At 73.4% G+C, this 24,603-nt stretch carries 23 protein-coding genes; 17 read left to right on the forward strand and 6 right to left on the reverse strand.

Features of this window, described 5'->3' with window-relative positions; all coding sequences use genetic code 11:
- Window positions 1-418 precede the first annotated feature (418 nt).
- The 6 genes from ACZ5NW_RS14920 to ACZ5NW_RS14945 all read left to right on the forward strand — a co-directional run bounded on the left by ACZ5NW_RS14920 (window position 419) and on the right by ACZ5NW_RS14945 (window position 8,965).
- Window positions 419-1,558 carry an MFS transporter gene (locus tag ACZ5NW_RS14920; RefSeq protein ID WP_468744495.1) on the forward strand — a complete coding sequence of 380 codons (1,140 nt, stop codon included), beginning with the start codon at window positions 419-421 and terminating at the stop codon, window positions 1,556-1,558.
- A gap of 15 nt (window positions 1,559-1,573) precedes the next feature.
- A complete protein-coding gene (locus tag ACZ5NW_RS14925; RefSeq protein WP_468744220.1) occupies window positions 1,574-2,224 on the forward strand; it encodes a hypothetical protein in 651 nt (216 codons plus the stop codon).
- Window positions 2,225-2,324: 100 nt separating this feature from the next.
- Window positions 2,325-4,877 (forward strand): hypothetical protein, encoded by a 2,553-nt coding sequence (locus ACZ5NW_RS14930; protein WP_468744221.1) that lies wholly within the window; start codon window positions 2,325-2,327, stop codon window positions 4,875-4,877.
- Between the two features lie 162 nt (window positions 4,878-5,039).
- The gene (locus ACZ5NW_RS14935) at window positions 5,040-5,894 is read left to right on the forward strand and encodes a polysaccharide deacetylase family protein (protein WP_468744222.1); all 855 of its coding nucleotides are present in this window, start codon (window positions 5,040-5,042) and stop codon (window positions 5,892-5,894) included.
- A 157-nt stretch (window positions 5,895-6,051) separates the two neighbouring features.
- A complete protein-coding gene (locus ACZ5NW_RS14940) occupies window positions 6,052-7,440 on the forward strand; it encodes a phosphatase PAP2 family protein (RefSeq protein WP_468744223.1) in 1,389 nt (462 codons plus the stop codon).
- A 118-nt stretch (window positions 7,441-7,558) separates the two neighbouring features.
- On the forward strand, window positions 7,559-8,965 hold the full coding sequence (locus ACZ5NW_RS14945) for an MFS transporter (RefSeq protein WP_468744224.1): 1,407 nt from the start codon (window positions 7,559-7,561) through the stop codon (window positions 8,963-8,965).
- Window positions 8,966-8,975: 10 nt separating this feature from the next.
- Here the strand turns inward: ACZ5NW_RS14945 and ACZ5NW_RS14950 are convergent, their stop codons facing one another.
- The 3 genes from ACZ5NW_RS14950 to ACZ5NW_RS14960 all read right to left on the reverse strand — a co-directional run bounded on the left by ACZ5NW_RS14950 (window position 8,976) and on the right by ACZ5NW_RS14960 (window position 11,103).
- Complete coding sequence (locus ACZ5NW_RS14950) at window positions 8,976-9,326, reverse strand: helix-turn-helix transcriptional regulator (protein ID WP_468744225.1); 351 nt, start codon at window positions 9,324-9,326, stop codon at window positions 8,976-8,978.
- Window positions 9,327-9,526: 200 nt separating this feature from the next.
- The gene (locus ACZ5NW_RS14955) at window positions 9,527-10,258 is read right to left on the reverse strand and encodes a GAF and ANTAR domain-containing protein (protein ID WP_468744226.1); all 732 of its coding nucleotides are present in this window, start codon (window positions 10,256-10,258) and stop codon (window positions 9,527-9,529) included.
- Window positions 10,255-11,103, reverse strand: a complete 849-nt coding sequence (locus ACZ5NW_RS14960) for a GAF and ANTAR domain-containing protein (protein WP_468744227.1) — start codon at window positions 11,101-11,103, stop codon at window positions 10,255-10,257. Before ACZ5NW_RS14960 ends, ACZ5NW_RS14955 begins: the two co-directional genes overlap by 4 nt.
- Window positions 11,104-11,291: 188 nt before the next feature.
- On the opposite strand from ACZ5NW_RS14960, the gene ACZ5NW_RS14965 reads away from it, so the two are divergent.
- Window positions 11,292-12,764: an aminotransferase class I/II-fold pyridoxal phosphate-dependent enzyme gene (locus ACZ5NW_RS14965; RefSeq protein ID WP_468744228.1), complete on the forward strand. Its 1,473-nt coding sequence runs from the start codon at window positions 11,292-11,294 to the stop codon at window positions 12,762-12,764.
- Window positions 12,765-12,863: 99 nt separating this feature from the next.
- Here the strand turns inward: ACZ5NW_RS14965 and ACZ5NW_RS14970 are convergent, their stop codons facing one another.
- A complete protein-coding gene (locus ACZ5NW_RS14970) occupies window positions 12,864-13,055 on the reverse strand; it encodes a hypothetical protein (RefSeq protein ID WP_468744229.1) in 192 nt (63 codons plus the stop codon).
- Between the two features lie 118 nt (window positions 13,056-13,173).
- Between ACZ5NW_RS14970 and ACZ5NW_RS14975 the strand changes: the two genes are divergently transcribed.
- From ACZ5NW_RS14975 to ACZ5NW_RS14995, 5 genes are all read left to right on the forward strand, one after another.
- Complete coding sequence (locus ACZ5NW_RS14975) at window positions 13,174-14,709, forward strand: FAD-dependent oxidoreductase (protein ID WP_468744230.1); 1,536 nt, start codon at window positions 13,174-13,176, stop codon at window positions 14,707-14,709.
- A 157-nt stretch (window positions 14,710-14,866) separates the two neighbouring features.
- Complete coding sequence (locus tag ACZ5NW_RS14980; RefSeq protein ID WP_468744231.1) at window positions 14,867-15,556, forward strand: HemK2/MTQ2 family protein methyltransferase; 690 nt, start codon at window positions 14,867-14,869, stop codon at window positions 15,554-15,556.
- Window positions 15,540-15,752: a CDGSH iron-sulfur domain-containing protein gene (locus tag ACZ5NW_RS14985; RefSeq protein WP_468744232.1), complete on the forward strand. Its 213-nt coding sequence runs from the start codon at window positions 15,540-15,542 to the stop codon at window positions 15,750-15,752. The genes ACZ5NW_RS14980 and ACZ5NW_RS14985 overlap by 17 nt, the downstream gene beginning before the upstream one ends.
- On the forward strand, window positions 15,749-16,762 hold the full coding sequence (locus ACZ5NW_RS14990) for an iron-containing redox enzyme family protein (RefSeq protein ID WP_468744233.1): 1,014 nt from the start codon (window positions 15,749-15,751) through the stop codon (window positions 16,760-16,762). Before ACZ5NW_RS14985 ends, ACZ5NW_RS14990 begins: the two co-directional genes overlap by 4 nt.
- Complete coding sequence (locus ACZ5NW_RS14995) at window positions 16,759-17,784, forward strand: Ppx/GppA family phosphatase (protein ID WP_468744234.1); 1,026 nt, start codon at window positions 16,759-16,761, stop codon at window positions 17,782-17,784. Before ACZ5NW_RS14990 ends, ACZ5NW_RS14995 begins: the two co-directional genes overlap by 4 nt.
- Before the next feature lie 19 nt (window positions 17,785-17,803).
- On the opposite strand, the gene ACZ5NW_RS15000 is transcribed toward ACZ5NW_RS14995, so the two are convergent.
- On the reverse strand, window positions 17,804-18,031 hold the full coding sequence (locus ACZ5NW_RS15000) for a DUF6480 family protein (protein WP_468744235.1): 228 nt from the start codon (window positions 18,029-18,031) through the stop codon (window positions 17,804-17,806).
- 241 nt (window positions 18,032-18,272) lie between these two features.
- Here ACZ5NW_RS15000 and ACZ5NW_RS15005 point away from each other — a divergent pair, with 241 nt between their 5' ends.
- A complete protein-coding gene (locus tag ACZ5NW_RS15005) occupies window positions 18,273-18,836 on the forward strand; it encodes a hemerythrin domain-containing protein (protein WP_468744236.1) in 564 nt (187 codons plus the stop codon).
- A 96-nt stretch (window positions 18,837-18,932) separates the two neighbouring features.
- On the opposite strand, the gene ACZ5NW_RS15010 is transcribed toward ACZ5NW_RS15005, so the two are convergent.
- A complete protein-coding gene (locus ACZ5NW_RS15010; RefSeq protein ID WP_468744237.1) occupies window positions 18,933-19,538 on the reverse strand; it encodes a DUF998 domain-containing protein in 606 nt (201 codons plus the stop codon).
- A 318-nt stretch (window positions 19,539-19,856) separates the two neighbouring features.
- On the opposite strand from ACZ5NW_RS15010, the gene ACZ5NW_RS15015 reads away from it, so the two are divergent.
- The 4 genes from ACZ5NW_RS15015 (at window position 19,857) to ACZ5NW_RS15030 (ending at window position 24,579) form a co-directional block, all read left to right on the forward strand.
- Window positions 19,857-21,371, forward strand: coding sequence for an SDR family oxidoreductase (locus ACZ5NW_RS15015; RefSeq protein ID WP_468744238.1), 1,515 nt, complete (start codon window positions 19,857-19,859; stop codon window positions 21,369-21,371).
- 16 nt (window positions 21,372-21,387) lie between these two features.
- Entirely contained in the window at window positions 21,388-22,761 is a 1,374-nt protein-coding gene (locus ACZ5NW_RS15020; RefSeq protein ID WP_468744239.1) for a cryptochrome/photolyase family protein, read from the forward strand.
- A gap of 499 nt (window positions 22,762-23,260) precedes the next feature.
- Window positions 23,261-23,791 carry a SigE family RNA polymerase sigma factor gene (locus tag ACZ5NW_RS15025; protein WP_468744240.1) on the forward strand — a complete coding sequence of 177 codons (531 nt, stop codon included), beginning with the start codon at window positions 23,261-23,263 and terminating at the stop codon, window positions 23,789-23,791.
- A complete protein-coding gene (locus ACZ5NW_RS15030; RefSeq protein WP_468744241.1) occupies window positions 23,788-24,579 on the forward strand; it encodes a hypothetical protein in 792 nt (263 codons plus the stop codon). The genes ACZ5NW_RS15025 and ACZ5NW_RS15030 overlap by 4 nt, the downstream gene beginning before the upstream one ends.
- Window positions 24,580-24,603: the final 24 nt, after the last annotated feature.

The raw sequence follows: 24,603 nt of genomic DNA on the forward strand, positions 1-24,603 counted from the left end.
GCCACCCGGGCGGCGTCCTACGGGCTGCGGCCACGGCCCCAGCCTGGCGGTCACCCGGGCGGCGTCCTACGGGCTGAGCCCACGGACCCTGCCCGGCGGCCACTTGGGCGGCGTCGTAGGGGCTGGGCCCACGGACCGCGTCCGGCGGTCACTCGGGCGGCGTCGTAGGGGCTGAGGTCACGGACCGCGTCCGACGGCGACCCGGGCGGCGTCCTACGGGCTGCGGCCACGGCCCCAGCCTGGCGGTCACCCGGGCGGCGTCCTACGGGCTGCGGCCACGGCCCCAGCCTGGCGGTCACCCGGGCGGCGTCCTACGGGCTGAGCCCACGGACCCTGCCCGGCCGGCACCCGGGTGGCGTCCTACATTCACTGTGTGACGCGGATCCAGGATGCGGGGCGGACTGCGCCGGCGCGGCAGATGTGGCCGCTGTACGCGGCGGGGCTCACCACCGCCTTCGGCGCCCACGGTGTCGCCGCGAGCCTCGGCGGGGACACCGAGGGCGCGGTCACCTCGCTGCTCGTCCTCGGCGGCCTGCTCGCCCTGTACGACGGGGCCGAGGTGCTGCTCAAGCCGCTCTTCGGCACCCTCGCCGACCGGGTCGGCGCCCGGCCGGTGCTGCTGGGCGGACTGGTCGCCTTCGCCGCCGCCTCCGCGGTGTACGCCCTCGCGGGCAGCCCCGGCTGGCTGTGGGCGGCCCGCCTCGGCCAGGGCGCCGCGGCCTCCGCGTTCTCCCCGTCCGCCTCGGCCCTGGTCGCCCGCCTCAACCCGGCGGCACGGCACGGCCGGGCGTTCGGCGGCTACGGCTTCTGCAAGTCGGTCGGCTACACCCTCGGCCCGCTGCTCGGCGGGGTCCTGGTGTGGGCCGGCGGTCTGCGGCTGCTGTTCGGGGTACTGGCGGTGCTCGGCGCGGCGGTCGCCGGATGGGCGGCGTCGGCCGTACCCGTCGTACCGCCGCTGCCGAAGCCCCGGCAGACGGTGCTGGATCTCGCCCGGCGGCTGGCCGAGCCGCCCTTCCTCGTGCCGACGTCCGCGCTGGCCGGAGCGACCGCCGCGCTGTCCGTGGGCGTGGGCTTCCTGCCCGTGTCCGGGAAGGCGGCCGGCCTGGGCACGGTCGCCACCGGTGCCGCCGTGTCCCTCCTGGCCGCCTGCGCCGCCGTCGTCCAGCCGAGGGCGGGCCGCGCGCTCGACGACGGCCGCCTCACCACCCGCACGGGACTCACCGCCGGCCTGCTGCTGACCGCCGCCGGTCTGGCGTGCGCCATGCTGCCGGGCCTGACGGGCGTGCTGCTGGCCGCCGCCGTCACCGGCGCGGGGACGGGCCTGATCACCCCGCTGGGCTTCGCCGCCCTGGCCTCGTCGACCCCGCCCGAACGCCTGGGCCAGACCATGGGCGCGGCCGAGCTGGGCCGTGAACTGGGCGACGCGGGCGGCCCGTTGCTGGTCGCCGCCGTCGCCACGGCGACCACGCTCACCCACGGCTACGGGACGCTCGCGGCGCTGCTCGCGGCGGGCCCGCTGATCGCGTCGATCATCGCGGGCCGACGGAAGGCGCCGTAGGTATCGTCTTGCGGCATGGACCGTAACGCTCCCTCCCCCGTCACCGCGGACGACCTCGACCACGCCGTGCGGTCGGCGGTGACGCTGCTGCGCGAGGCGCCCCCGGCGGCCTGGGACGCCAACGCCGGTTCCCTGGAGTGGGACTGCTGGGAGACGGTGGAACACCTCAGCGACGACCTGTTCGCCTACGCCGTCCAACTCGGCCCCAGCACACCGCCGTTGGACGGCGAGGTGCCCTTCGTGTGGGAGAGCCGGCGTCCGGGCGGTCCGGCGAACGCCGTGCACGCGGACCGTGCGGCGGGCCCGGCGGGCCTGATGCAGGTGCTGGAGGCGAGCGGCGCCCTGCTCGTCGCCATGGTGCGCACGGCCTCTCCGGACACCCGCGCCTACCACGCCTTCGGCGTCTCCGACCCCGAGGGCTTCGCCGCGATGGGCATCGTGGAGACCCTGGTCCACACCTACGACCTGGCCCTGGGCCTCGGGCTCGGGACGGCCGGGTGGAACCCGCCCGCCGACCTCTGCGCCCGGGTCCTGCACCGCCTGTTCCCCCACGCCCCGACGTCCACGGACCCCTGGACGACCCTCCTGTGGGCCACCGGCCGCACCGACCTGCCGGGCCGCCCGCGCCCGACCGGCTGGCGGTGGGACAGCACGCCCCGGACCTGACAGCCGCGTCACCCGCTCCGGGGCGACCCTCGGTGACATCCGTGCCAGGGGCACCGGATATCGTCCGACCTGCTTGTTTCACTTTTCGCACAGGAGCTCCATGCGTCTCAAGCAGGTCTCACTCGCCGCGGCCCTCTCGGTCGTCGCCGGGCTGACCACCGCCACCGTCGGCCTCACCGGCTCCGCCGCGTACGCCGACAGCACCGCGGCGCTGCCGCTGTCCGGCTACGCGCACCTGCTGGTCGACGCCGCTCACCGGCACCTCTTCGTCAGCCAGGGCGCCGGCTCGACCGGCATCGTGGTGACCGACCTGTCCGGCGCACCCGTCACCACCCTCACCGGCGAGCAGGGGGCCACCGGCCTCGCCCTGTCCGCCGACGGCGGCACGCTCTACGCGGCCCTCGCCGACGGCGACGCGATCGCCGCGATCGACACGGCGACGCTCACCGAGTCCGCCCGCTGGTCCACCGGACCCGGCAGCGCCCCGGTCTCCGTCGCGGTGGCGGGCGGCCGGGTCTGGTACGGGTACACCGCCGACGGCCACGGCGCCATCGGATCGGTCGACCCGGCCGCAGGCACCCCGGCGGCGACCCCGCAGCCCGCCCTGTCGCACTGGACGGCCGCGCCGCAGCTCGCCACCGGCGGCGGTGTGCTCGCGGCCGAGGAGCCGCAGCAGAACCTCAGCCATGTGGCCACCTTCGACGTGTCCTCCGGCGGGGCGACGGCCAAGGCGGACACCCAGGTCTACGGCGGCACGGCGACCGGGCTCCAGGTCACCGGCGACGGCGCCCGACTGCTGCTCGCCGCCCCGCAGCGGCCCGCCCTCCAGGCGTACCGCACCTCGGACCTCGCCGCCGCGAGCCCCAACGTGTACTTCACCGGCGGCGCGGGCTCTGCCCCGAACTCCGTCGCGGTCGACACCGACGGGACCATCGCCGTGGGCGGCGCCTCCGGCGTCTATCTGTACGCCGGCCCGAACACCCTCGCCGAGAACCGGATCACCCTCCCCGGCGGGACGGCCGTGGCGCCGGACGGGCTGAAGTGGGCGGGCGACGGCACGACCCTCTACGCCGTCACCCGGGACTCCTCGGGCGCCTACTCCCTCGGCGTGTACGCCGCCGCCAAGCTGAGCGACACCGAACTGACCCTGGCCTACCCGAAGTACGCCGTGCCCACCGAGCAGTACACGCTCACCGGCACCCTGGCCACCCGGGGTTTCGTCCCGGCCGGCGCGCGACTGAAGGTCACCCGCGACGGCACGGATCTGCCCGACACCACGGTCGGCCAGGACGGATCGTTCGCCTTCGACGACACCCGGCAGGACGAGGGCACGTACACCTACCAGGTGTCGTACACCGGTGACGCGACGCACCGGGCCGCGACGGCGTCGCTGACGCTGTCCGTGTCGCGGCTGCCGACCACCATCACCGGCCCGGACCTCGGCTCGGCCACGCCCGGCTCGGTCGCCTTCAAGGGCGCGCTCTTCACCCAGCTGGGCTTCGGCAGCCTGCCGCAGGGCACCACCGTCCAGGTGGCCAGGAGGAACGAGGCCACCCAGGAGACGGTGCCGGTGGGGTCGGTCCCGGTCGACCCGGTCACCACGCAGTTCGACGTCACCGACGCGCCGGGCGGCTCGGGCGTCTACACCTACATCGTGACGTACGCGGGTGACGCCACCCACCAGCCGACCGAGGCCGGCATGGGCGTCATGGTCGCCCCCTACGCCCCGGCCCTCACGCTGAAGGCCCCCGCGACCGCGACCCGGGACGCCGCCCTCTCCTTCGGCGGCACGCTGACCGACGCCCCGTACGCCACCGGCCGGACCGTCATCGTCTCCCGCACGGACGCCGCTCACCCCACCACGCCGGTGACCTGGACCGCGCCCGTGAACACCGACGGCACGATCACCGTGAAGGACAAGCCGACCATCGGCGGCGCCAACACGTACACGGTGAGCTACCCGGGCGACGCCACACACAAGGCGGCCACCGCAACGGCGATCGTCCAGGTGTCCCGGGCCGCCACGGCCGTCTCCGTCACCGCCAACGCCTCCTCGTACGCGTACGGGGCGACGGCCGGCGTCACCGCCCACCTCGGCACGACGAACAACAGCCGCACGGTGTCGCTCTACGCCACCCCGGCCGGCGGGACGAAGACCCTGGTCAAGACCGGCGTCGTGGACGCCAACGGCAACCTGGCGGCCACGTACAAGGTCACCCGCAACACCACGTTCACGGCGAGCTTCGCGGGCGACTACCGCTACGCGCCGGCCTCGGCGGCCCGTGCCGTCAACGGCTATGTGAAGGTCGCGACGACGCTCTCCGGCTCCTACACGAGCACCACGTCCGGCGGCGTCACCTACCGCGTCTACCACCGCACGGTGAAGCCGACGGTGAGCGCGACCGTCACGCCGAACAAGGCCGGCCAGTGCGAGCGCTTCCAGGCCCAGCAGTACTACAGCGGCGCCTGGCACACGCTCACCACGTCGGGCTGTTTCGCCCTGTCCTCGACCAGCACGGCGACGACCCAACTGAGCCTGACCAACGCGCTCAACCAGAAGTTCCGGGTCCGCTCCGAGTACGAGCGCGGCACGAAGGACACGACTAACGTGAGTACGTGGGGCGGCTGGCTGTACTTCATGGTCAAGACGTGAACGTCTGACAGGCCGGCACCTGAGGAGAACAGTTCACGGACGCAGCCCTCATCCCCCAGGCCATGACCCCCTGACCGACCGCCCGAGGATCGGAACCCCGCACGCCCGTTCGGCATCAAGCAGATGGACAGGGTGTGGCATGCGGGAAGAGAGGGCTGCGGGATGGGTGGGCGGATAGCGGTCGGGGTGGTGGCCTGTGCTCTGGCGGTGGTCGGGCTCGTGACCGGGTGCTCGGCCGGTGATTCCTCGGGCGATCCCCGTCCGACCGCGTCGCAGCGTGCCGCCGCGCCGCCCGCCGAGGCTTCCGGTGGTGCCGCGGGCGCGCGGGCGGGTGTCGAGGCCGCCTACCGCAAGTGGGGTCTCAAGCCGCTCGCCGCGCCGCCCGCCCCGCCCGCCGTCAAGCCGGTGAAGCTCGGAGGCGGCGGCCAGGTGCCGGTGATCAGCGAGATACCCACCCAAGAGAAGATCGTCTTCCTCACCTTCGACGACGGCGCGGAGAAGGACCCGCGGTTCGTGACGATGATGCGGGAGCTGAAGATCCCGTTCACGATGTTCCTCACGGACGCCGCCATACGCAGCGACTACGGCTACTTCCAGAAACTCCAGGCCCTCGGCGACGCCGTCCAGAACCACACGCTGACGCACCCGAATCTCCGCACCCTCGGCGCCGCCGCCCAGAAGCAGGAGATCTGCGGCCAGCAGAGCAAGCTGAAGGACCACTACGGCACCGCGCCCCGGCTGTTCCGCCCGCCCTACGGCAACTGGAACGAGAACACCCGCGCCGCCGTGGCCTCCTGCGGCCTCGATGCGATCGTCCTGTGGCGCGAGTCGATGCAGATCACGAACATGCAGTACCAGTCGCCGGGCAAGAAGCTCCACCCGGGCGACATCATCCTCGCCCACTTCCGCGGCCCGTCCGAGCTCAAGGGCACGACGATGACCGAGATGACGGCCAACCTCCTGCGCCACGTCCAGGAGCAGGGCTTCACGATCGCCCGTCTGGAGGACTACCTCTAGGCTCGGCGGGCCTGAATGTTTTCAGCCAACTCACCCCCACTGCTCCGCTAACATGTTCGAAACTCGCGATGAACGCCCCTAATACAGCGCGATAAGTAACCCAATTAGCCAGAACCTAACAAAACGGTCAAAGCAGTTGATACCTATAGCCTCGCGGGTGTTTTCGCGAATAAACAGCAGAACCGCACTGTGGGCCACGGCGGGTGTCGTCGGCGTCGGATTCCTCATCGCGCTGGAACTCGCCGCGCGCCACTACGGCGTACCGGGACCGATCACCAACCAGGCGCGCGAGCTGCTGTTCCCGCCCAAGTCCGGCGGCCTGCTCTACGCCAGCATGGCGCTGATGATGGTGGTCCTCACCTGGCGGCAACGGTTCATCGCGCTCGCGGCCGCGATCGGCATCGACGTCACCATCGCGCTGGTCCGCTGGGCCGCCGGCGTCAAGATCGCCCAGGGGCACCCCTTCGGCAACGGCGCGCTGTGGGTGATGCTCGGCGTCGCGCTCATCGCGCTCACCCGCCGCACCGGCCGCGAACGCGCCCTGCTGCTGAAGGGCGTCGGCCTCGGCCTGGTGCTGATGACCGGCCGCAAGACCGGCGACACCTGGCTGCTCATCACCGCGAAGACCCGCCCGGACGTGCTCGACGAGTACGTGGCGACCGCCGACCACGCACTGGCCAACCCGTCCTGGGTGATGGGCCGGATCGTCGAGTCCACCGGCTCCGTCGGCTTCAACGTCCTCGACTTCGTCTACGGCCAGCTCCCCGTGGCCGCCGTCCTCGTCGCCCTCTACCAACTGCGCCATGTGGCGGCCGAGCGCCGCTTCCCCAGCCATCACCTGGTGCGCAGCTTCCTGGTGATCGGCCTGCTCGGACCGGCCGTCTACATGCTCTTCCCGGTGGTCGGACCGATCTTCGCCTTCGGCACCGGCACCGAGCACTGGGAGTCGGTCAGCCTGTGGTCGGACAGCTGGCCCACCCAGCAGTGGGCGGTGGCGGACCTCTGGCCGGCCACGCCGACGCCGATCACCGCCCCGCACCCCATCCCGTTCGACCAGATCACCCCGCGCAACTGCATGCCCAGCCTGCACACGGCGTGGGCCACCGCGATCTTCCTGCACACCCGCAAGGGCCCGCGCGCCCTGCGCTACGCGGGCACGTTCTGGCTGGTCGCCACGGTCTGCGCGACGCTCGGATTCGGCTACCACTACGGCGCGGACCTCGTCGCCGGAGTCGTCTTCGTGCTCACCATCGAGGCGGCCATGCGCTGTGTCACCCACGGCTGGGACCGCTCCGGTGTCCGGCTGGTCGCCCACGGCACGGCGGTCTTCGCCGCGCTGCTGCTGGCGTACCGCTTCCTGCCGGTGGAGATGGCCCGGCACGCCTGGCTCGCCGGCCCGCTCCTCATCCTGGCCATGACCTCCGTGATCTACGGCTACGTACGGACGACCGCGACGACCCCGCAGGCGCCGATCCCCGCACCGGCGATACCGGCACCGTCCCGCCGCCCGGAACGCCAGCCCGACACCCAGCCCGAGCCGATCTGAGCGTTCATGGCCACGGCTGAAGCCGAGCGGTTTTGCGGTGTTCGCAAAATCGCTGGGCCGCAGGCCTCCTCCGGGCCGAGCCTTGCCGGGCACTGTTCCCGGATCCCAGAGGTAGACCGTGACCGCGACGACACTCCCCCCTGTCCGGCCCGCGCTCAGCGCGCGCAGACGCTGGACGGTCCTGGCCGTCTGCTGCCTGAGCATGTTCCTGGTGGGCCTGGACTCCACCATCGTCAACGTGGGACTGCCGGCCATCGGCCGAGGACTGGACGTCGGCACACGCGGCCTCGAATGGGTCGTCGACGCCTACACCCTCGTCCTGGCCGCCCTCCTGATCTCCTCCGGCGCGCTCGCCGACCGCTTCGGGCGCCGCCGGGTGTTCCAGTGCGGGCTGGCCGTGTTCGGCACGGCCTCACTGCTCTGCGCGCTCGCCCCGTCGGTGGGTGTCCTCGTCGCGGCCCGCGCCCTCCAGGGCGTCGGCGCCTCGATGCTCAGCCCCGTCGCGCTCGCGATCGTGGTCAACGCGATGCCGGACCCGAGGGAACGGGCGCAGGCCATCGGCATCTGGGCGTCGGTGTTCGGACTGAGCATGGCCGCAGGCCCCGTCACGGGCGGCGCGCTGCTCGCCGGGCTCGACTGGCGGGCGCTGTTCTGGATCAACGCACCCGTCATCGCGGCCGCGCTGCTGCTCAGCGCGGTGTTCGTACCCGAGTCCCGCGCACCGCGGGCCCGGCGGCTCGACGTGCCCGGCCAGATCCTGCTCACCGTCCTCCTCGCGGCCGTCGTCGGCGTCCTGATCGAAGGGCCGCGCATCGGCTGGACGTCACCCGCGGCGCTCGCGGGATACGCGGCGGCCGTCGTGGCGACCGCCGGATTCGTGGGGGTGGAGTCCCGCCGCGAGGAGCCGCTGATGGATCCCCGGCTCTTCGCCCGCCCGGCCTTCAGCGGTGCCGTCGTCGGCGCGGTGGCCGTCTTCGTCGCCCTGAGCACGACCCTGCTGCTGAACACCCTCTATCTGCAGCACACCCGGGGCTGGACGCCGCTGGCCGCCGGCGTGGCGACCCTGCCCCTGGCCGCCGGGGCGACGGTCTGCGCGCCCTGGTCCGGCCGCATGGTGGGCCGCACGGGGCCTCGGCTGCCGCTGCTCCTGGCCGGCGGGTTCATCATGACCGGCGCGCTCTGCCTGGTCCGGCTCACCTCGCACACCGGCCTGCTGCCGCTGCTGACCGCGTACGCGCTGATCGGCGTCGGGTTCGGCTTCGCCAACGCCCCCATCACCAACACCGCGGTCGACGGGCTGCCGCCCGCCCGGGCCGGTGTGGCCGGGGCGATCACCTCCACGGCACGGCAGCTCGGCTCCGCCCTCGGTATCGCGCTCGCCGGCGGCCTGGTCACCGGCGTCACCCCGGCGGGCCTGGCCCAGGCGTCCCGCCCGGGCTGGATCCTGGTCGCCGGCTGCGGTGCGCTGCTCCTCGCCGTCGCCCAGCTGTCGCGCCCGGCCCTCGCGTCCCCACCGGCACGCTGAACCGTCGGCGTTACGAGTCGGCTTCCAGCACGGGTGCCGAGCCCTGGCGTTCGGCCTCGTCCCTGACCAGCATCGACAGCAGGGCGGCCACCGTCAGGCCGGCCTCGGCCGGATGGCGCAGGACCCTGGCGGGGTCGATCCGGTAGTGGTTGGTGCGGCCGTTGCGCGTGTGGGAGAGGTATCCGTCCCGCTCCAGATCCGCGATGATCTTCTGGACGGCACGCTCGGTGAGCCGGCAGCGCGCCGCGATGTCCCGGATCCGCGTGTGGTGGTTGTCGGCGATGCTGGCCAGCACGCGCGCGTGGTTGGTCAGGAACGTCCATCCGACGTGCGGCTCGGGCAGTCCCTCGGCTTCCACCATGGCGAAAATTCTACGCCCGCTTTTTCACGCAGACAATTACATGAAACACGATTCATGTATGGCCGGCGCTCACGGCGACCGCCGGGGAGCCCGCGCGCACCGGCTACGCGAGGAGCCGTAGAACGGCTTCCTCGACGGCACCCCGGGTGGCCGGACAGCCCGGGGTGCCGTCGGCACGTGTACCCGGCGGCCGGGCCCGCTCAGGCGGGGACGGCCAGGATGGTGTCGGGGGACAGGGTGCGCCGGACCAGGGCGTGGGCGACGCGGGTGAGGCGGTCGTCGGTGAGCAGGGCGTAGGTCTTCAGGGTGTGGTGGGCCTCGGGCAGGCTCAGACCGGCGTACTCCGCGATCATGCCGCCGGCGATCTCCACGGTCGCCTTCGCGGCGATCGCGGCCTGGACACGGGTGCTGATGTCGTCGGCGCGGACGGGGTCGGGGTTCCAGTTCACCAGGGCCACGGCGGTGACGTCCGCGAGGGCCTGGGCGAGGTCCAGGTCCGGGGCCGGCAGCCCGCCGGGCGTGGTGAGCAGGAGGTTGACCGCGCCGATGGTCTGGTGGTGGACCCGCAGCGGCACCGCGTGCACCGACCGGAAGCCCGCCGCCCGGGCCAGCGGCGCCATGGCCGGCCAGCGGTCCGTGCTCGCCGCCAGATCCCTCGCCTCCACGCGCTCACCCAACCGGTAGGAGTCGACGCAGGGGCCTTCCTGGGTCTGCTGCTGGAAGAGTTCCAGGAGGGCGGCACGGTCGTCGGTGACGGCCATGGTGCGCAGGCCGCCGCGGAGCGGGGCCATCATGACGCCCACCGCGTCCGCGCCGGTGATCTCCACGCAGTTCGACGCGAGACGGTCGAGGAGCACGACCGGATCGACGTCGTCCGCGAAGGAGTCGGCCAGCCCGACGAGCGCCTCGGCGAGCTGCTGTTCGCGGTTCATGACCGTTCACCGTCCAGTCCGTCGTCGCCGGACCCACTCCGGCCTTGCTGGTCGTCGGATCCGTCCTCCGCCTCCGGCCGGAAGCGGAGTGTGCGGGCGACGACGTCCCGGGCCACCTCGGTGACCGTACGTCCCTCGACGAAGGCCCGGGCCCGCAGCCGGTCCAGGGCTTCCTCGGGACCGGCACCGAGCTGCACCATCACCATGCCGATCGCCTGGTAGACCTCACCGTGCGCGGCCTCCGACGCCTCCACCCACGACGCTACTCCTTCGTCGGGCGGCTGTTCGCCGTCGTCGAGCCGGGAATGGAGATTCATCACGGCGAAGGTCATCGTGTCGCGCGCCCACAGGGCGATGTTCAGCTCGCGCGTCGACAGACCGCCCGGCCGGTCCCGGTACAGATCGAGGGTGCCGATCGCGGCTCCCCCTACGCCGAGCGGCAGCGAGAACACCGCCCGCACGCCCAGCTCGACCGCCTGTGCGGCGAACACCGGCCACCGCCGGCCGTCCGGGCCGTCGGTCAGATCGGCCGCGAGCACCGGGGCCGCCGCCTCCAGCGCCGACTGGCAGGGGCCGTCCCCCAGGGTGTACTGGGTCTCCGCCAGTCGCGCCGCGACCTCGTCGCTGGCACACCAGGTGGCCCGTACCGTCGTCCCGCCGGAGATCGACACCGACGCCCCCGTCACCGGCAGCAACCCCACGCAGGCCCGGCACAACGCCTCCGGTACCTGGAGCGGCTCGATGCCTCTGGCGGCGGTGGAGAGCGCCTCGACGACCCGTCGCTTCTCCTCCGCCTCGGACGGCCCGTCCGGGCCCGGGAAGCGGGCGGACGCGTCAGCGGGCACGGTCGTCACCTCCCCGTCGGCCGGCACGGTCACTGGACATGATCCACCAAGTCCCGCTGTCGTTACGAGACGGACGTGGCGCACGTGTGGGCGAACCACGCGTCGCACCGGGGTCCCGTGCCGGACGAGTACCCACGGGCCGTCCGGGCAACGGGCATGCGCTCGTCCGTCGTGGGAACTCCGCAACGATGGTCCTCAACCATGACGAAGCACCCGTACTGGACGCCCTGGCCCGCTATCACGAGGCCGATGAGCTGGGGTTCTCCCCGCCGGGCCACAAACAGGCCCGCGGCGCGGACCCCCGGGCCCGGGCCGTGCTGGGCGACGCCGTGTACTTCGGCGACGTGCTGGCCAGCGGAGGTCTGGACGACCGGCTGTCCCGTGGCCGGGTGCTGGAGCGGGCCGAGGAGCTGATGGCGGACGCGGTGCACGCGGAGCGCACGTTCTTCTCCACCTGCGGCAGTTCGCTCTCCGTCAAGGCGGCCATGCTGGCGGTGACCTGTCACCGCCGGGGCCTGATCGTGGGCCGGGACGCGCACAAGTCGGTGGTCGCCGGGCTCATCCTCTCCGGCGTGGAGCCGATCTGGGTCGAGCCGCAGTGGGACCCGGAGCGCCATCTCGCGCACCCCCCGTCGACCGCCGCCTACGACAAGGCGTTCAGCGAGCATCCCGAGGCGGACGGCGCCCTCGTCACCAGCCCCACCCCGTACGGCACGGCCGCCGACCTGCGCGGCATCGTCGAGGTGTGCCATCGCCGGGGCAAACCGCTGATCGTCGACGAGGCGTGGGGCGCGCATCTGCCCTTCCACGAAGGGCTGCCCACCTGGGCGATGGACGCGGGCGCCGATGTGTGTGTGACCAGCGTCCACAAGATGGGCAGCGGCCTGGAACAGGGCTCGGTCTTCCACCTCCAGAACGACCTCGTCGACCCCGTCGAACTCGCCGCCCGCGCCGATCTGTTGGGCACCACCAGCCCCAACGTCCTGCTGTACGCGGGGATCGACGCCTGGCGCCGGCAGATGGTCCAGCACGGTCAGGAACTCCTCGACCACGCCCTGCGGTTGGCGGAACGCACCCGGGCCGCGATCGAGGACATCGACGGCTTCCACGTCGACGACGCCGACGACTACTGCGGGCCCGGACGCGCCGCCGGGTTCGACCCGCTGCCGGTCGTCATGGACATCGAGGCGCTGGGGACGACCGGATACCGGGCCGCCGACTGGCTGCGCGAGCACCACCACCTCGACATGCACCTCTTCGACCACCGGCGGATCAGCGCCCAGCTCACCCACGCCGACGACGACACCACCACCGCGCGGCTGCTCGCCGCGCTGCGTGACCTCGCCGACCACGCCGACGAGCTGCGGGACGCGCCGCGGGTCGCCGTGCCGTCCCCCGCCGAGCTGCGGATGGAACAGGTCCGGCTGCCCCGCGACGCCTACTTCGAGCCGCACGAGGACGTTCCGACCCACCGCGCGGCGGGGCGCCTGGCCGGCGAGATGATCACGCCGTATCCGCCCGGCATCCCCGCCGTGCTCCCCGGCGAGCGCCTCACCGAACCCGTCCTGCGCTACCTGACCAGCGGAGTCGCGGCAGGCATGAACCTGCCCGACGCGGCCGACCCCGAACTGAGGACGATCCGGGTGGTCACCGAGGAGTGACACCCGGCAGACCGCCGGGGGAGTGACGGACGGCTCAAGGCCGCCCGGGCGTCCGGTGACCTTCGGCTCAAGGGCGCCCGGCGTCCAGTGACCTCCGGCTCAAGGGTGATCGGGCTGCTGGGCCGGAGGCACTCCGCCGCCTTCTCCGCCGCCCTTGTTCCCCTTGTCCGTGCCATGGGCGTGGCCCTCGCCCGTCTCCTCGGCCTGACGGGCCTTGAGCTCGCCGCTGTCCTGCGGTGTGGCGCCGCCCTTACGGCTGCGCCGCTGCTGGGGCTGCTGGGGGTTCGACATCGTGGGCCCACCTCTCTCGACGTATTCCTTCGGCCGCCGGGTTCCCCACGAGGCCCGTTCGACCCCCGGTCGCCGAACCGCGCGCGTGGCACCGCGGTGGGGCGGGCACTCGGCGGTCATGAACGCCGAACGAGAACTGCGGGGGTCGTACTGGATCGAGACCGCGCCGGGCGGCGACCCCGCCCCTCCGCCCGCCGGGGACATCTCCGTCGAGGTGGCGGTGATCGGCGGCGGGATCGCCGGCCTGAGCACCGCCTGGGAGCTGGCCCGGCGCGGGCGGGAGGTCGCCGTGCTGGAGGCCGGGCGGATCGCCGGTGGGGTCACCGGGTACACGACGGCCAAGCTGACCGCGCTGCACACCCTCGTCTACGACCACCTGCGCCGCACCCGGGGCGCCGAGGGCGCGCGCCTGTATGCCGCCTCGCAGTCGGCGGCGATCCGCCGGGCGGCCGAGATCGTCGCGGACCTCGGCATCGACTGCGACTGGGAGGAGGCGGCGGCCTGCACCTACGCCGAGGACGAGCGGGGCGTCGCGGCCCTGAGGTCGGAGGCCGAGGCCGCCCGTGAGGCGGGCCTGCCGGCGGAGTTCGTCACCGGGACGGATCTGCCGTATCCGGTGGCCGGCGCGGTACGGGTGGCCGGGCAGGCGCAGTTCCATCCGGTGAGGTACCTGCACGCCCTGGCCGCGGATCTGCGCGGACGCGGCGGCGCCGTGTACGAGGGGACGCGCGTCACCGGCCTCACCGAGGGCGAGCCCTGCGTCCTGTCCACCGACGCCGGCGTCGAGGTGCGGGCGCGTGAGGTCGTGGTCGCCACCCACTATCCCGTCTTCGACCGGGCGCTGCTCTTCACCCGGCTCTCCCCGCGCCGCGAACTGGTGGTCGCGGGGCCCGTCGACGCGGACCGGGCGCCACGCGGCATGTACATCACCCCCGAGCAGAACACCCGGTCCGTGCGCAGCGCCCCCTACGCCGACGGACAGCGTCTGCTGATCGTCACGGGGGAACACTTCACCCCCGGCGCCGCCGACGTCGAGGAGCGCCTCGCCCGGCTGTCGGCCTGGGCCGTCGACCGCTTCCCCGGACTGACCCCGACCCATCGGTGGGCCACCCAGGACAACGACTCCACCGACTCCGTCCCCCTGGTGGGGCCGCTGCACCCGGGCAGTCACCACGCCTACGTGGCCACCGGTTTCGGCGGCTGGGGCCTGAGCGGCGGCATCATGGCCGGCCGGCTGATCAGCGACCTCGTCGCGGGCGAGGAACCCGAGTGGGCGGGCCTGTACGACCCGCGCCGCCTGGCTTCCGTGGTCCGTGAGGGCGGGGCTTTCCTCAAGCACCAGGCCCAGGTGGCCAAGCACTTCGTCGCCGGCCGGCTGCCGGCCGTGACAGCCCCCGGACCCGAGGACCTGGCGCCCGGGGACGGAGCCGTCATCGGGGTCGGCGGACACCGGTGCGCCGTCCACCGGGACGACGACGGACAGCTGCACGCCGTCTCGGCCCGCTGCACCCACCTCGGCTGTCTCGTCGCCTTCAACCGGGCGGAACAGGCGTGGGAGTGCCCCTGCCACGGCTCCCGCTTCGCCCCCGACGGCAGCGTCCTCCAGGGCCCGGCCGTACGCCCCCTGGAGAAGCGCGAGGTCCGGGCCCCCTGACGGTACGCCAGAGACAAGCACCCTCGTTACGCCAGTCCGCCAGGGGTACCCGTGAGGCACCGCCGGTCCCGCCCGGCACGGCCGTATCCCCCCGCACCGCATGGAGCAGCCCCGTGAAAGCCCTCGTCGCCGACCGCACGCTCACCGGGGTCCCCCGATGACGGTCGAATCGCTCGCCCCCGTCCTCCCGTTCCGCTGCTGGACCCCGCCGGGGGTCTACCGGCCGCAGGCCGACACCGGGCTGCTCGGCCGGGCGCTGCGCCGGGAACGGATCACCGGCCGCACCGAGGTGCTGGACCTGGGCACCGGAAGCGGTGCGCTCGCCGTGGCCGCCGCCCGCTTGGGCGCCCGGGTCACCGCGGTCGACATCTCCTGGCGGGCGCTCGCCGCGGCCTGGTGCAACGCCCTGCTGAACGGGCGCACCGTGCGCGTACGCCACGGCGACCTGGCGTCCGCGGTACCGGGACGCCGGTTCGACCTCATCGTCGCCAATCCGCCCTACGTGCCCGCGCCGCCCGGCGACGGCCCGCCCCGGGGTGCCGCCCGGGCCTGGGACGCCGGCACGGACGGGCGACTGCTCATCGACCGCATCTGCACGGCCGCACCGGCCATCCTGAGCCCCGCGGGGAGGCTGCTGATGGTGCACTCGCACCTCAGCGGCGTCGAGGAGACCCTGGCCCGGCTCCGCGCGGCCGGCCTGCGCGCACAGGTCGTCGACCGCGCCCGGCTGCCGTTCGGCAGCGTCCTGCGCTCCCGGCTCGGCTGGCTGCGCGAACGCGGCCTGCTCACCGAGGGCGCCGACCGTACGACGGAGGAACTGGTGGTCATCCGTGCCGAACACGTCTGAGGGCCCGCGCCGCGTCCGGGTCCAGCGCGACGGACCGCTCCTGGTGGAGGGACCGGTCGAAGTCGTGGACGAGGACGGCGCGACGACGGTGTCCTGCCGCTTCACGGTGGCGATCTGCACCTGCCGCCGCACCCGGACACCGCCGTGGTGCGACACCAGCCACCGCCGGCGCGCCAAAGGGGACGGGACGTCATGACGCGCGCCCTCCTGCCCGAGCCGCGCGGCCCCCTCTCGTACGGGGTCCTCCGCGCGCTCCGCGGATCCCCGGCCCCCGGCTCACCGCCCCCCGCCGACCCCTACGGCGACGACCTCCACCTCGCCCTCTACGTCCTCTACGAACTCCACTACCTCGGCTTCGACGGCGTACCCGACGACCGCGAATGGGACCCCGCGCTCCTCGCCCTGCGCGCCGCGCTGGAGGACCGCTTCCTCGGCGCGCTGCGCGCGGACGTCCCGATCGGCGCGTCCGACACCGCCGTACGGGCCCTGGACGAACTCCAGCTCGAACCGGTCGGCGCGGTCGACGGCGGGCTCTCCCACTTCCTCCACGACCACGGCACCCTCGACCACTTCCGCGAGTACGCGGCGCTGCGCTCGCTCTACCACCTCAAGGAGGCCGACCCGCACGCCTGGGTGATCCCGAGGCTGCGCGGACGCGCCAAGGCCGCCATGGCGGCGGTGGAGTTCGACGAGTTCGGCGCGGGCCGCGCGGACGAGATCCACGCCGAGCTGTTCGCCGCCCTGATGACCGACCTGGGCCTGGACACGACGTACGGGCACTACGTGGACGCGGCGCCCGCCGAGGCGCTCGCCACGGTCAACCTGATGTCCCTCCTCGGTCTGCACCGGGCCCTGCGCGGCGCGCTCGTCGGACACTTCGCCCACGTCGAGGTGTCCTCCTCCCCGGCCTCCCGCCGCCTCGCCGAGGCGCTGCGCCGACTGGACGCGGGCCCGGCCGCGGTCCGCTTCTACACCGAGCACGTCGAGGCGGACGCGGTGCACGAACAGGTCGTACGGCACGAGGTCGTCGCCGGACTGCTGGCCGACGAACCGGAGTTGGACGCCGACGTGGTCTTCGGGATCCGCGCGACCGATCACCTGGAGGACCGTCTGGCCGCCCGGCTGCTGCCCGCCTGGCGTGCCGGCCGGACCGCGCTGCGCACGGCCCGCGTCAGCCCGGCCGCGCCGGGTACCCGGAGCGCATGAGAGTGAGCGTGGTGGACGCGGGCTCGAACACGGTGCGGCTGATGGTGACCGACGCGAAGGACGGGGTGCCGCTGCCGGTGCACACCGCCAAGTGGAAGCTGCGGCTGTCCGAACAGGTGGGCCCGGACGGTCACTTCGGGGAACAGGCCACGCAGCAGCTCGTCAACGCGGTCCACAAGGCGGCCGAGGTCGCCCGGCGGTGGGGAGCGCCGGAACCCCTGGCGTTCGCCACCGCCGTCGTGCGCAACGCCCCCGACCGTGCGGCCGTCCTGCGTGCCGTGACCCAGGAGGCGGGCGTATGCCTGCGCGTGCTGCCCGGGGAGCTGGAGGCCGAGCTCACCTTCCTCGGCGTCCGGCGCTGGATGGGCTGGCGCGCGGGACCGCTCGCCGTCCTCGACATCGGTGGCGGTTCCTTCGAACTGGCCTTCGGACGGGGCCGGATGCCGGAGTTCGCGGCCTCCCTGCCCCTCGGCGCGGGCCGGCTGACCAACGAGTTCCTCGCCCACGACGGCGTGGCCTCCGACACGGAGCTGATGGCCCTGCGGCGCAAGGTGCGGCACCAGCTGCGCGACGCCGCCGCCCGCATCCGCTGGGAACGCCCGCACACCACCGTCGCCACCTCCAGGACCTTCCAGCAGCTCGCGCGGCTGTGCGGCGCCGCCCCGGGCCGCGAGGGCCCGTTCGCCCCCCGCGTTCTGCACCGGGGTGATCTGCGTCGCGCCATCGACCGGCTCGCCGTCCTCCCGGCCGCCGAACGCTGCACGCTGCCCGGCATCTCCGGGCCCAGGGCCCGGCAGAGCCTGGCGGGAGCGATCGTCGGACACACCGCGATGAAGCTGAGCGGCGTGAAAACCCTCGTGATCTGCCCCTGGGCCCTGCGGGAAGGCGTCCTGCTGCGCTACCTGGAGGAGGGCGCCGGCTGGTGGACCGGGGTCGAGACCGTCGACGCGGTCGACGGAACGGCCCGGCACCCGCTCGACGGAGCGGCCGTCCACTCCCTGCCGCTGTCCCGCACCCGGTGAGACCAGTTCCTTCGGCTTCCTAGGCGATCAGCGCGACGACCATCGCGATCAGCCCGACGGCCACCAGCACCACGATCGCCATGATGACGATCAGTGGCATCGCCGCCCATCCTTTGCGCAGTTCGGGCGGCTCCGGATGGGAGATGCCGTGCGTGCCGCCCTCGGCGGGCGGTGTTTCGCCGGCGGGCACCCCGCCGCCCGGTCCGAGCCCGGGGGTCCGCCTCGGGTCGGGATCAGGAGTCGTCATGGCGCACGCTCCTCTCGTGGCTCCGCCGTTCGACCTGCCGAGTACCCGTCGGACCTCGCCGGATGCGTGGACCGTGCCGCACCGACCCCTGGCACTCCGGGAATGCGCCCGTTCGCGTCGCTGCGGGAGCGTGTGCGTCGGTACGGAGATCCCCGCGACTGCTGTGTCGGCCCGCCCAGCGCGGGCACTCGGAGCCGGCGGAGGTCCGCCCGGGACCCCGCGGAAGCTGGAGGTGCAGGACATGGGGCATGGTGGGAACGTCATCGACGAGCTGGTCACCGATCACCGGGAGGTCGAGGAGCTCTTCGGCCGGATCGGAGCGCTTCCGGCCGGTGACAAGAACCGCAAGCTGTACGCGGATCAGGCCACGATGGAACTGGTGCGGCACTCGGTCGCCGAGGAGGAGTACCTGTATCCGGCCGTGCGGGAGCATGTGGCGGGCGGGGACGCCCTGGCCGACAAGGAGATCGAGGATCACTCCAAGGCCGAGCGGATCATGAAGGACCTGGAGGGATGCGAGGCCGACGATCCCGAGTTCGACCGGCTCATCGGGATGCTGATGACCGAGATCCGCTCCCATGTGGCCGACGAGGAGGAGAACCTGTTTCCGAGGCTGCGGGCGGCGTGTCCGCCGGACATGCTCGACGAGCTGGGCGACAAGGTCCGTCAGGCGAAGAAACTGGCACCGACCCGCCCCCACCCGTCCGCCCCGGACAAGCCCCCGGCCAACAAGATGCTGGCCCCGGGAGCCGGCCTGGTCGACCGCATGCGGGACGCGCTGACGGGGCGCGGGAAGAAGGCCTGAACGCGGGAAGAAGGACCGGCCGGGGGTGTGAGCAACCGCGCTGACGGCCGCCGTGAGCCAGGCGCTGCTCGGCGGCCGTGACCCGGCGTGATCCGGTCACCTCAGGGACGCCCCCTCCCGCGACTCGGGGTGGCGGAGGCAGGACGCTACGACCACCAAGGGCCACAGGGACTGGAGGGACGTCACAAGGCGTTCGGCGACGCCGATGGCGCCGTGGCGGTGGATCTCGATCATGAACCAGGCCGCTCCGGCGCCCATCGACGCGGTCGCCGTGAGGGAGGGCACGGGCCGCAGTCCCCACGGCGCCGTTCCGCTGCGATCGGCGGCCAGAACCGGCCAGATCGCCAGGAGTGCGAAGCCGACCGCGGCGGCTGAACCATGGCGGAGGGAGCCCCCGCTGCTCGGCGCCGGGAGCAGCGCCACCACCAATGCCGCCACTCCGCCACCGCCGAGCGCCACCCGTCCGGCGAGCGAGGCCGCGCGCAGCCCCCAGGCGGTCAGCAGATGGCAGACCCCCACGGCGACCAGCGCTCCGGTCATCATCCAGAATCCCGCCGCCCCGTAGGCCGCCAGGACGCTGATCGTCTGTGTAGCGGGGTCGTAGGAGGGCCCTTCGAGGAGCGCCGCGACCGTCCAGCCTCCGATCAACACGACGGGCGCACACGCCGACGAAAGCAAGGCCCACTTGGGCACACGTCGCACCCTTTCACCGTAGGACGCTCCGGCCCTCCACGCGCCCCACCGCGCCCGCCGGGGTCGGAGCACAGGGACCTCAGCCTTCCTCCCGGCTGAACTCGATGCCCGCGCAGTCCAGGCCGTCGAAGGTGACCTCGGCGAATGTTCCGGAGGGCGACAAGGTCCCCTGTTGCCGCTCGGCGACCCCCGGGCACTCGGCGCCGACGTCCGTAGCATCCTCCGGTCGCGACGGCGAGGTTGCGGTGCCCGGTCGTCGTCCCGGGCATAGGGTCGGGAACACCGACAGGGCCGATCAGCAGGCGCCCCCGGGAGGACTCCAGAGCCATGACGTTTCCCGCGCCCGGGCCGCAGCGCTGTCTGGTCACCGGTGCCACCGGCTACATCGGCGGCCGGCTGGTGCCGGAGTTGCTGGCCGCCGGGTATTCCGTGCGGTGCCTGGCCCGCACCCCCGGCAAGCTGCGGGACCATCCGTGGTCCGGGCGGGTGGAGGCGGTCCGCGGGGACGTGACGGACGAGGGCGCCGTACGCGCGGCCATGGAGGGCGTGGACGTCGCGTACTACCTGGTGCACGCGCTGGGCACCGGTCGGCGTTTCGAGGAGACCGACCGGCGCGCGGCCAAGGTCTTCGGTGAGCAGGCGCGGGCCGCCGGAGTCCGCCGGATCGTCTACCTCGGCGGTCTGAGCCCGGCCGGAGTGCCCGAGCACGCACTCTCACCCCATCTGCGGTCCCGCGCCGAAGTGGGCCGCATCCTCCTGGCCTCGGGCGTGCCCACCGCCGTACTGCGGGCAGCCGTGATCATCGGGTCGGGTTCGGCCTCGTTCGAGATGCTGCGGTATCTGACCGAGCGGCTGCCCGTGATGGTGACCCCGAGCTGGGTGCGCACCCGCATCCAGCCCATCGCCGTCCGTGACGTGCTGCGCTTCCTCGTGGGCTGCGCGAGGCTGCCGTACGACGTGAACCGCGCCTTCGACATCGGTGGACCGGACGTCGTCACGTACGAGGAGATGATGCGGCGGTACGCCGTCGTCGCCGGGCTGCCGAGACGGGTCATCGTTCCGGTTCCGCTGCTCACCCCCCGGCTGTCCAGTCTCTGGGTCGGGCTGGTCACCCCGGTGCCGGGCGCTCTGGCGCGCCCGCTGGTCGAGTCGCTCAAGCACGAGGTGGTCTGCGCCGAGCGGGACATCGTCCGCCATGTGCCGGACCCGCCGGGGGGACCGGTCGGTCTCGACCGGGCGATCCGGCTGGCTCTGCGGCGCGTGCAGGACGCCGATGTCGCCACCAGGTGGTCCTCGGCGTCGACCCCGCGCGCCCCCAGCGACCCGCTGCCCACCGACCCCGACTGGGCGGGCGGGAGCCTCTACACGGATCACCGCGAGCGTACGGTCGCGGCGTCACCGCAGGCCCTGTGGCGGGTGGTGGAGGCGATCGGCGGCGAGAACGGCTGGTACTCCTGGCCGCTGGCCTGGTCCCTGCGGGGCCGGCTGGACACCCTGGTGGGCGGTGTCGGTCTGCGCCGGGGCCGCCGGGACGCGACCCGGCTGCGGGTCGGCGACAGCCTGGACTTCTGGCGGGTGGAGGAGATCGAGCCGGGCCGGCTGCTCCGGTTGCGCGCGGAGATGCGGCTGCCGGGCCTGGCCTGGCTGGAGATGACCGTCGACCGGGACCCCCAGGGGCGCACGGTCTACCGGCAGCGGGCTCTGTTCCATCCGCACGGCCTCGCCGGGCACGCCTACTGGTGGAGCGTGTCCCCCTTCCACGCCGCGGTCTTCGGCGGCATGGCCCGCAACATCGCCGCGGCGGCCGAATCGGCCGCCCCCGAACCGTCCCGTACGCACTGAGGGAGCCCAAGCAACTGTGCGTGTCTCGGTCGCCCTGTTCACCGCCGATCTGCGGCTGCACGACAATCCGGTCCTCCAGGCCGCTCTGCGGGACGCCGACCGGGTGGTCCCGCTCTTCGTCGTGGACACCGGCATCCGCCGCGCCGGCTTCGCCGGACCCAACCGCGCGGCGTTCCTCGCCGGCAGCCTGGCCGACCTCGACGCGGCCCTGCGGGCCCGGGGCGGCCGGCTGGTGGTGCGCGTCGGCGACGTGGTCGAGGAGACCTGCCGGGTGGCGGCCGAGTCGGGGGCCACCGTGGTGCACATCGCGGGCGGGGTGAGCCGCTACGCGGTACGGCGCGAGGACCGGCTGCGCACGGAGCTGGCCGGCGACCGACGCGAACTACGGATCCACGAGGCCTCGTTGACGGTCGTACCGCCGGGAGCGCTGACACCCGCGGGCAGGGACAGGGACCACTTCGCCGTCTTCACCCCGTACTTCCGCCGCTGGGAGAGTTACCCCACGCGCGAGGTCCTGCCCGCACCGGACGTCGTACGGCTGCCGGACGTGGGCTCGGCCCGCCTTCCTCGCGCGGAGTCCCTCGCGTCGGGCTCCCCTTCGCCGGGCCTGCCCGCCGGCGGGGAATCCGAGGCCCGGCGCAGGCTGCGGTCATGGCTGGCGGGCCCGCTGTCCGCCTACGACGACCGGCACGACGACCTGGCCGCCGACGCGACCTCCCGGCTCTCCCCCTACCTGCACTTCGGCTGCCTCTCACCCACCGAACTGCTGCACCGGGCCCGCGCCCAGGACGATCCCGGTGCGCGTGCCTTCGTCCGCCAGCTCGCCTGGCGGGACTTCCACCACCAGGTCCTGGCGGCCCGCCCCGACGCCGCCGACCACGACTACCGGCCCCGGCACGACCGCTGGCGCCGCGCCCCGAAGGAGTTCGAGGCCTGGCAGGACGGCCGCACGGGCTACCCCGTCGTCGACGCCGCCCTGCGACAGCTTCGCCACGAGGGCTGGATGCCGGGCCGGGCCCGCCTGCTCGCGGCCAGCTTCCTCACCAAGACGCTGTACGTGGACTGGCGGGCGGGGGCCCGCCACTTCCTCGACCTCCTTGTCGACGGCGATGTGGCGAACAACCAGCTCAACTGGCAGTGGGTCGCCGGAACCGGGACGGACACCCGCCCGAACCGGATCCTCAACCCACTCGTCCAGGCACGCCGGTACGACCCCCGCGGCGAGTACGTACGCCGCTGGGTCCCCGAGCTCCGCCACCTCGACGCCACGGCCGTCCACCGCGTCCCCCAGCTCGACGCCGCGGCCCGTGCGGGCCTGGGCTATCCCGCCCCCCTCGTGGATCTGCGCGCGGCCGCCGCCCGCTTCAGGGAGCGCCGCACAGCCGACTGACCGGACGACGCGCCGTCGTACGACCGGCACCCTCACCACCGCGCGGAAGGTCGCCGAGAAAACAGCGGCGGGGACGGCAACCTTCTCGTCCTCCGCGGCAACCGGGATCCGGAAGGCAGAGTCGAACTACCGGATGGACGGGCATGAGGGCAACGAAGCACGCCGCCGCGCCGCAACCGTGGCGCAGGCGCGGACCGGTCACGGGCATTCCCTTGGCGTCAGGGGGCGTCGGGGCGCCGGCGTACCGTCTCCCCGGGAGCGGAACCGGTGCCGGGATCGCCGGCATCCACGGGGAGCGGCTGACCGTCGACGGCGCTGACGCGCAGCCGACCGGCGTCCGGTGCGCCCGCCCTTGACCAGCCTGCCGGTCAGCCTTCACCGCCCCGCGACCGAGTACGACCGCCGTTCGAATCCCGGGCCGGGCGCTGTTAGGCTGCACTCCCCTTTGTTGAACGTGCAACCAACACGCACATCATTGCCAGGAGAGGGCGACCCGGGGATGGTCCTCGAAGACGCGTCCGCGGAGTTCCACGAATTCTTCGAACGCCACTATGCCGAACTCGCCCGTCTGGCACACCTCCTGACGGGGGAGACCGACGCGGCGGACGACCTCGCGGCGGATGCCCTCCTCGCCCTGTGGCAGCGCTGGGACCGATTGCGGCAGGCCGACCACCCGCTCGCCTACGCCCGCGGTGTGGTGGCCAACCTGGCGCGGGGACGGATCCGCAGCGCGGTGCGCGAGCGACGCCGTATCACGCTGTTCTGGTCCCGCAGCCCCGAGAAGGTGGAGGGGCCGGACGCGGCGGCCGTGCTGGACGTCCGCGCGGCGCTCGACCGGCTGCCGTTCCGCAAGCGCGCCTGCGTGGTGCTGCGACACGCCCTCGACCTGTCCGAGAAGGACACGGCGGCGGCGCTGGGCATATCGGTCGGAACGGTCAAGAGCCAGACCTCCAAGGGAATGGCCGAACTGAAAAAGATGCTGGGCGCACGAGCGGCCGGGGACCTGGTGCCAGGGAGGAGGAACCGGTGAACGAGGAGATCGACCGTCGGCTGCGCGAGGCCGCCGAGGCCCACCGGCCCGACCGCGCGCGGATGCTGGCCCGGGTGGAACGCGGCATGGCCGGCCCCGCCGTCCGGCACCGCGCGCGACCGTTCGCGAAGTCCTGGACCAGGATCACCCTCGCCGGGCTCGCCGCCGGCGGCATCCTGACGACCGGCGGCCTCGCCGTCGCCGCCATCGTCGCGAACCCGTCCCCGCCGCCCACCGTGACCACGCCCGCCACCCTGGCACCGGCCGTCAGCTCCCCGCCCCCGACCTCGGCCCGCCCCACCCCGGTCGCGCCGCCCCCGGCCACCACCCCGGGCAGCCCGCGGCCGAACCCGACTCCGTCGGCCCCCAGCTCCTCGCCGACCGCCGACGAGAGCCAGGACGGACCGCTGCGGTCGTCCGGCTCGCTGGATCCGAAGAGCACCGTCTACTGGACGCAGAGCAACCTCGTCCTCACGACGGCGCAGCCGCTCACCTCGCTCACCGTCGAGATCCGGATCGCGCAGACCGGCGGGGCGAAGAGCACCGGCACCTGGCAGACCCTGCCGGGCGATGACTTCACCGTCACCGTCCAGGAGGCCGGCGGCGCGCTGGTCTACCGCTGGGTGCTCAAGCCGGGTCTGACCGTGCCGGCCGGGAACCATGAGTTCGCCGCGCAGTTCAACAACGGCCCCGGCGTGCGCAAGGCCACGGGCGACGGCTACCGCGTCGACGCCCAGGGTTCGGGCGGCACGGCGTCGGTCCGGGGAGGGTTCGTCCCGGCCCGGTGAACACCGCTGTGCGGCAAGGCGGGA

It is taken from the genome of Streptomyces sp. NPDC032126 (genome assembly GCF_055580085.1).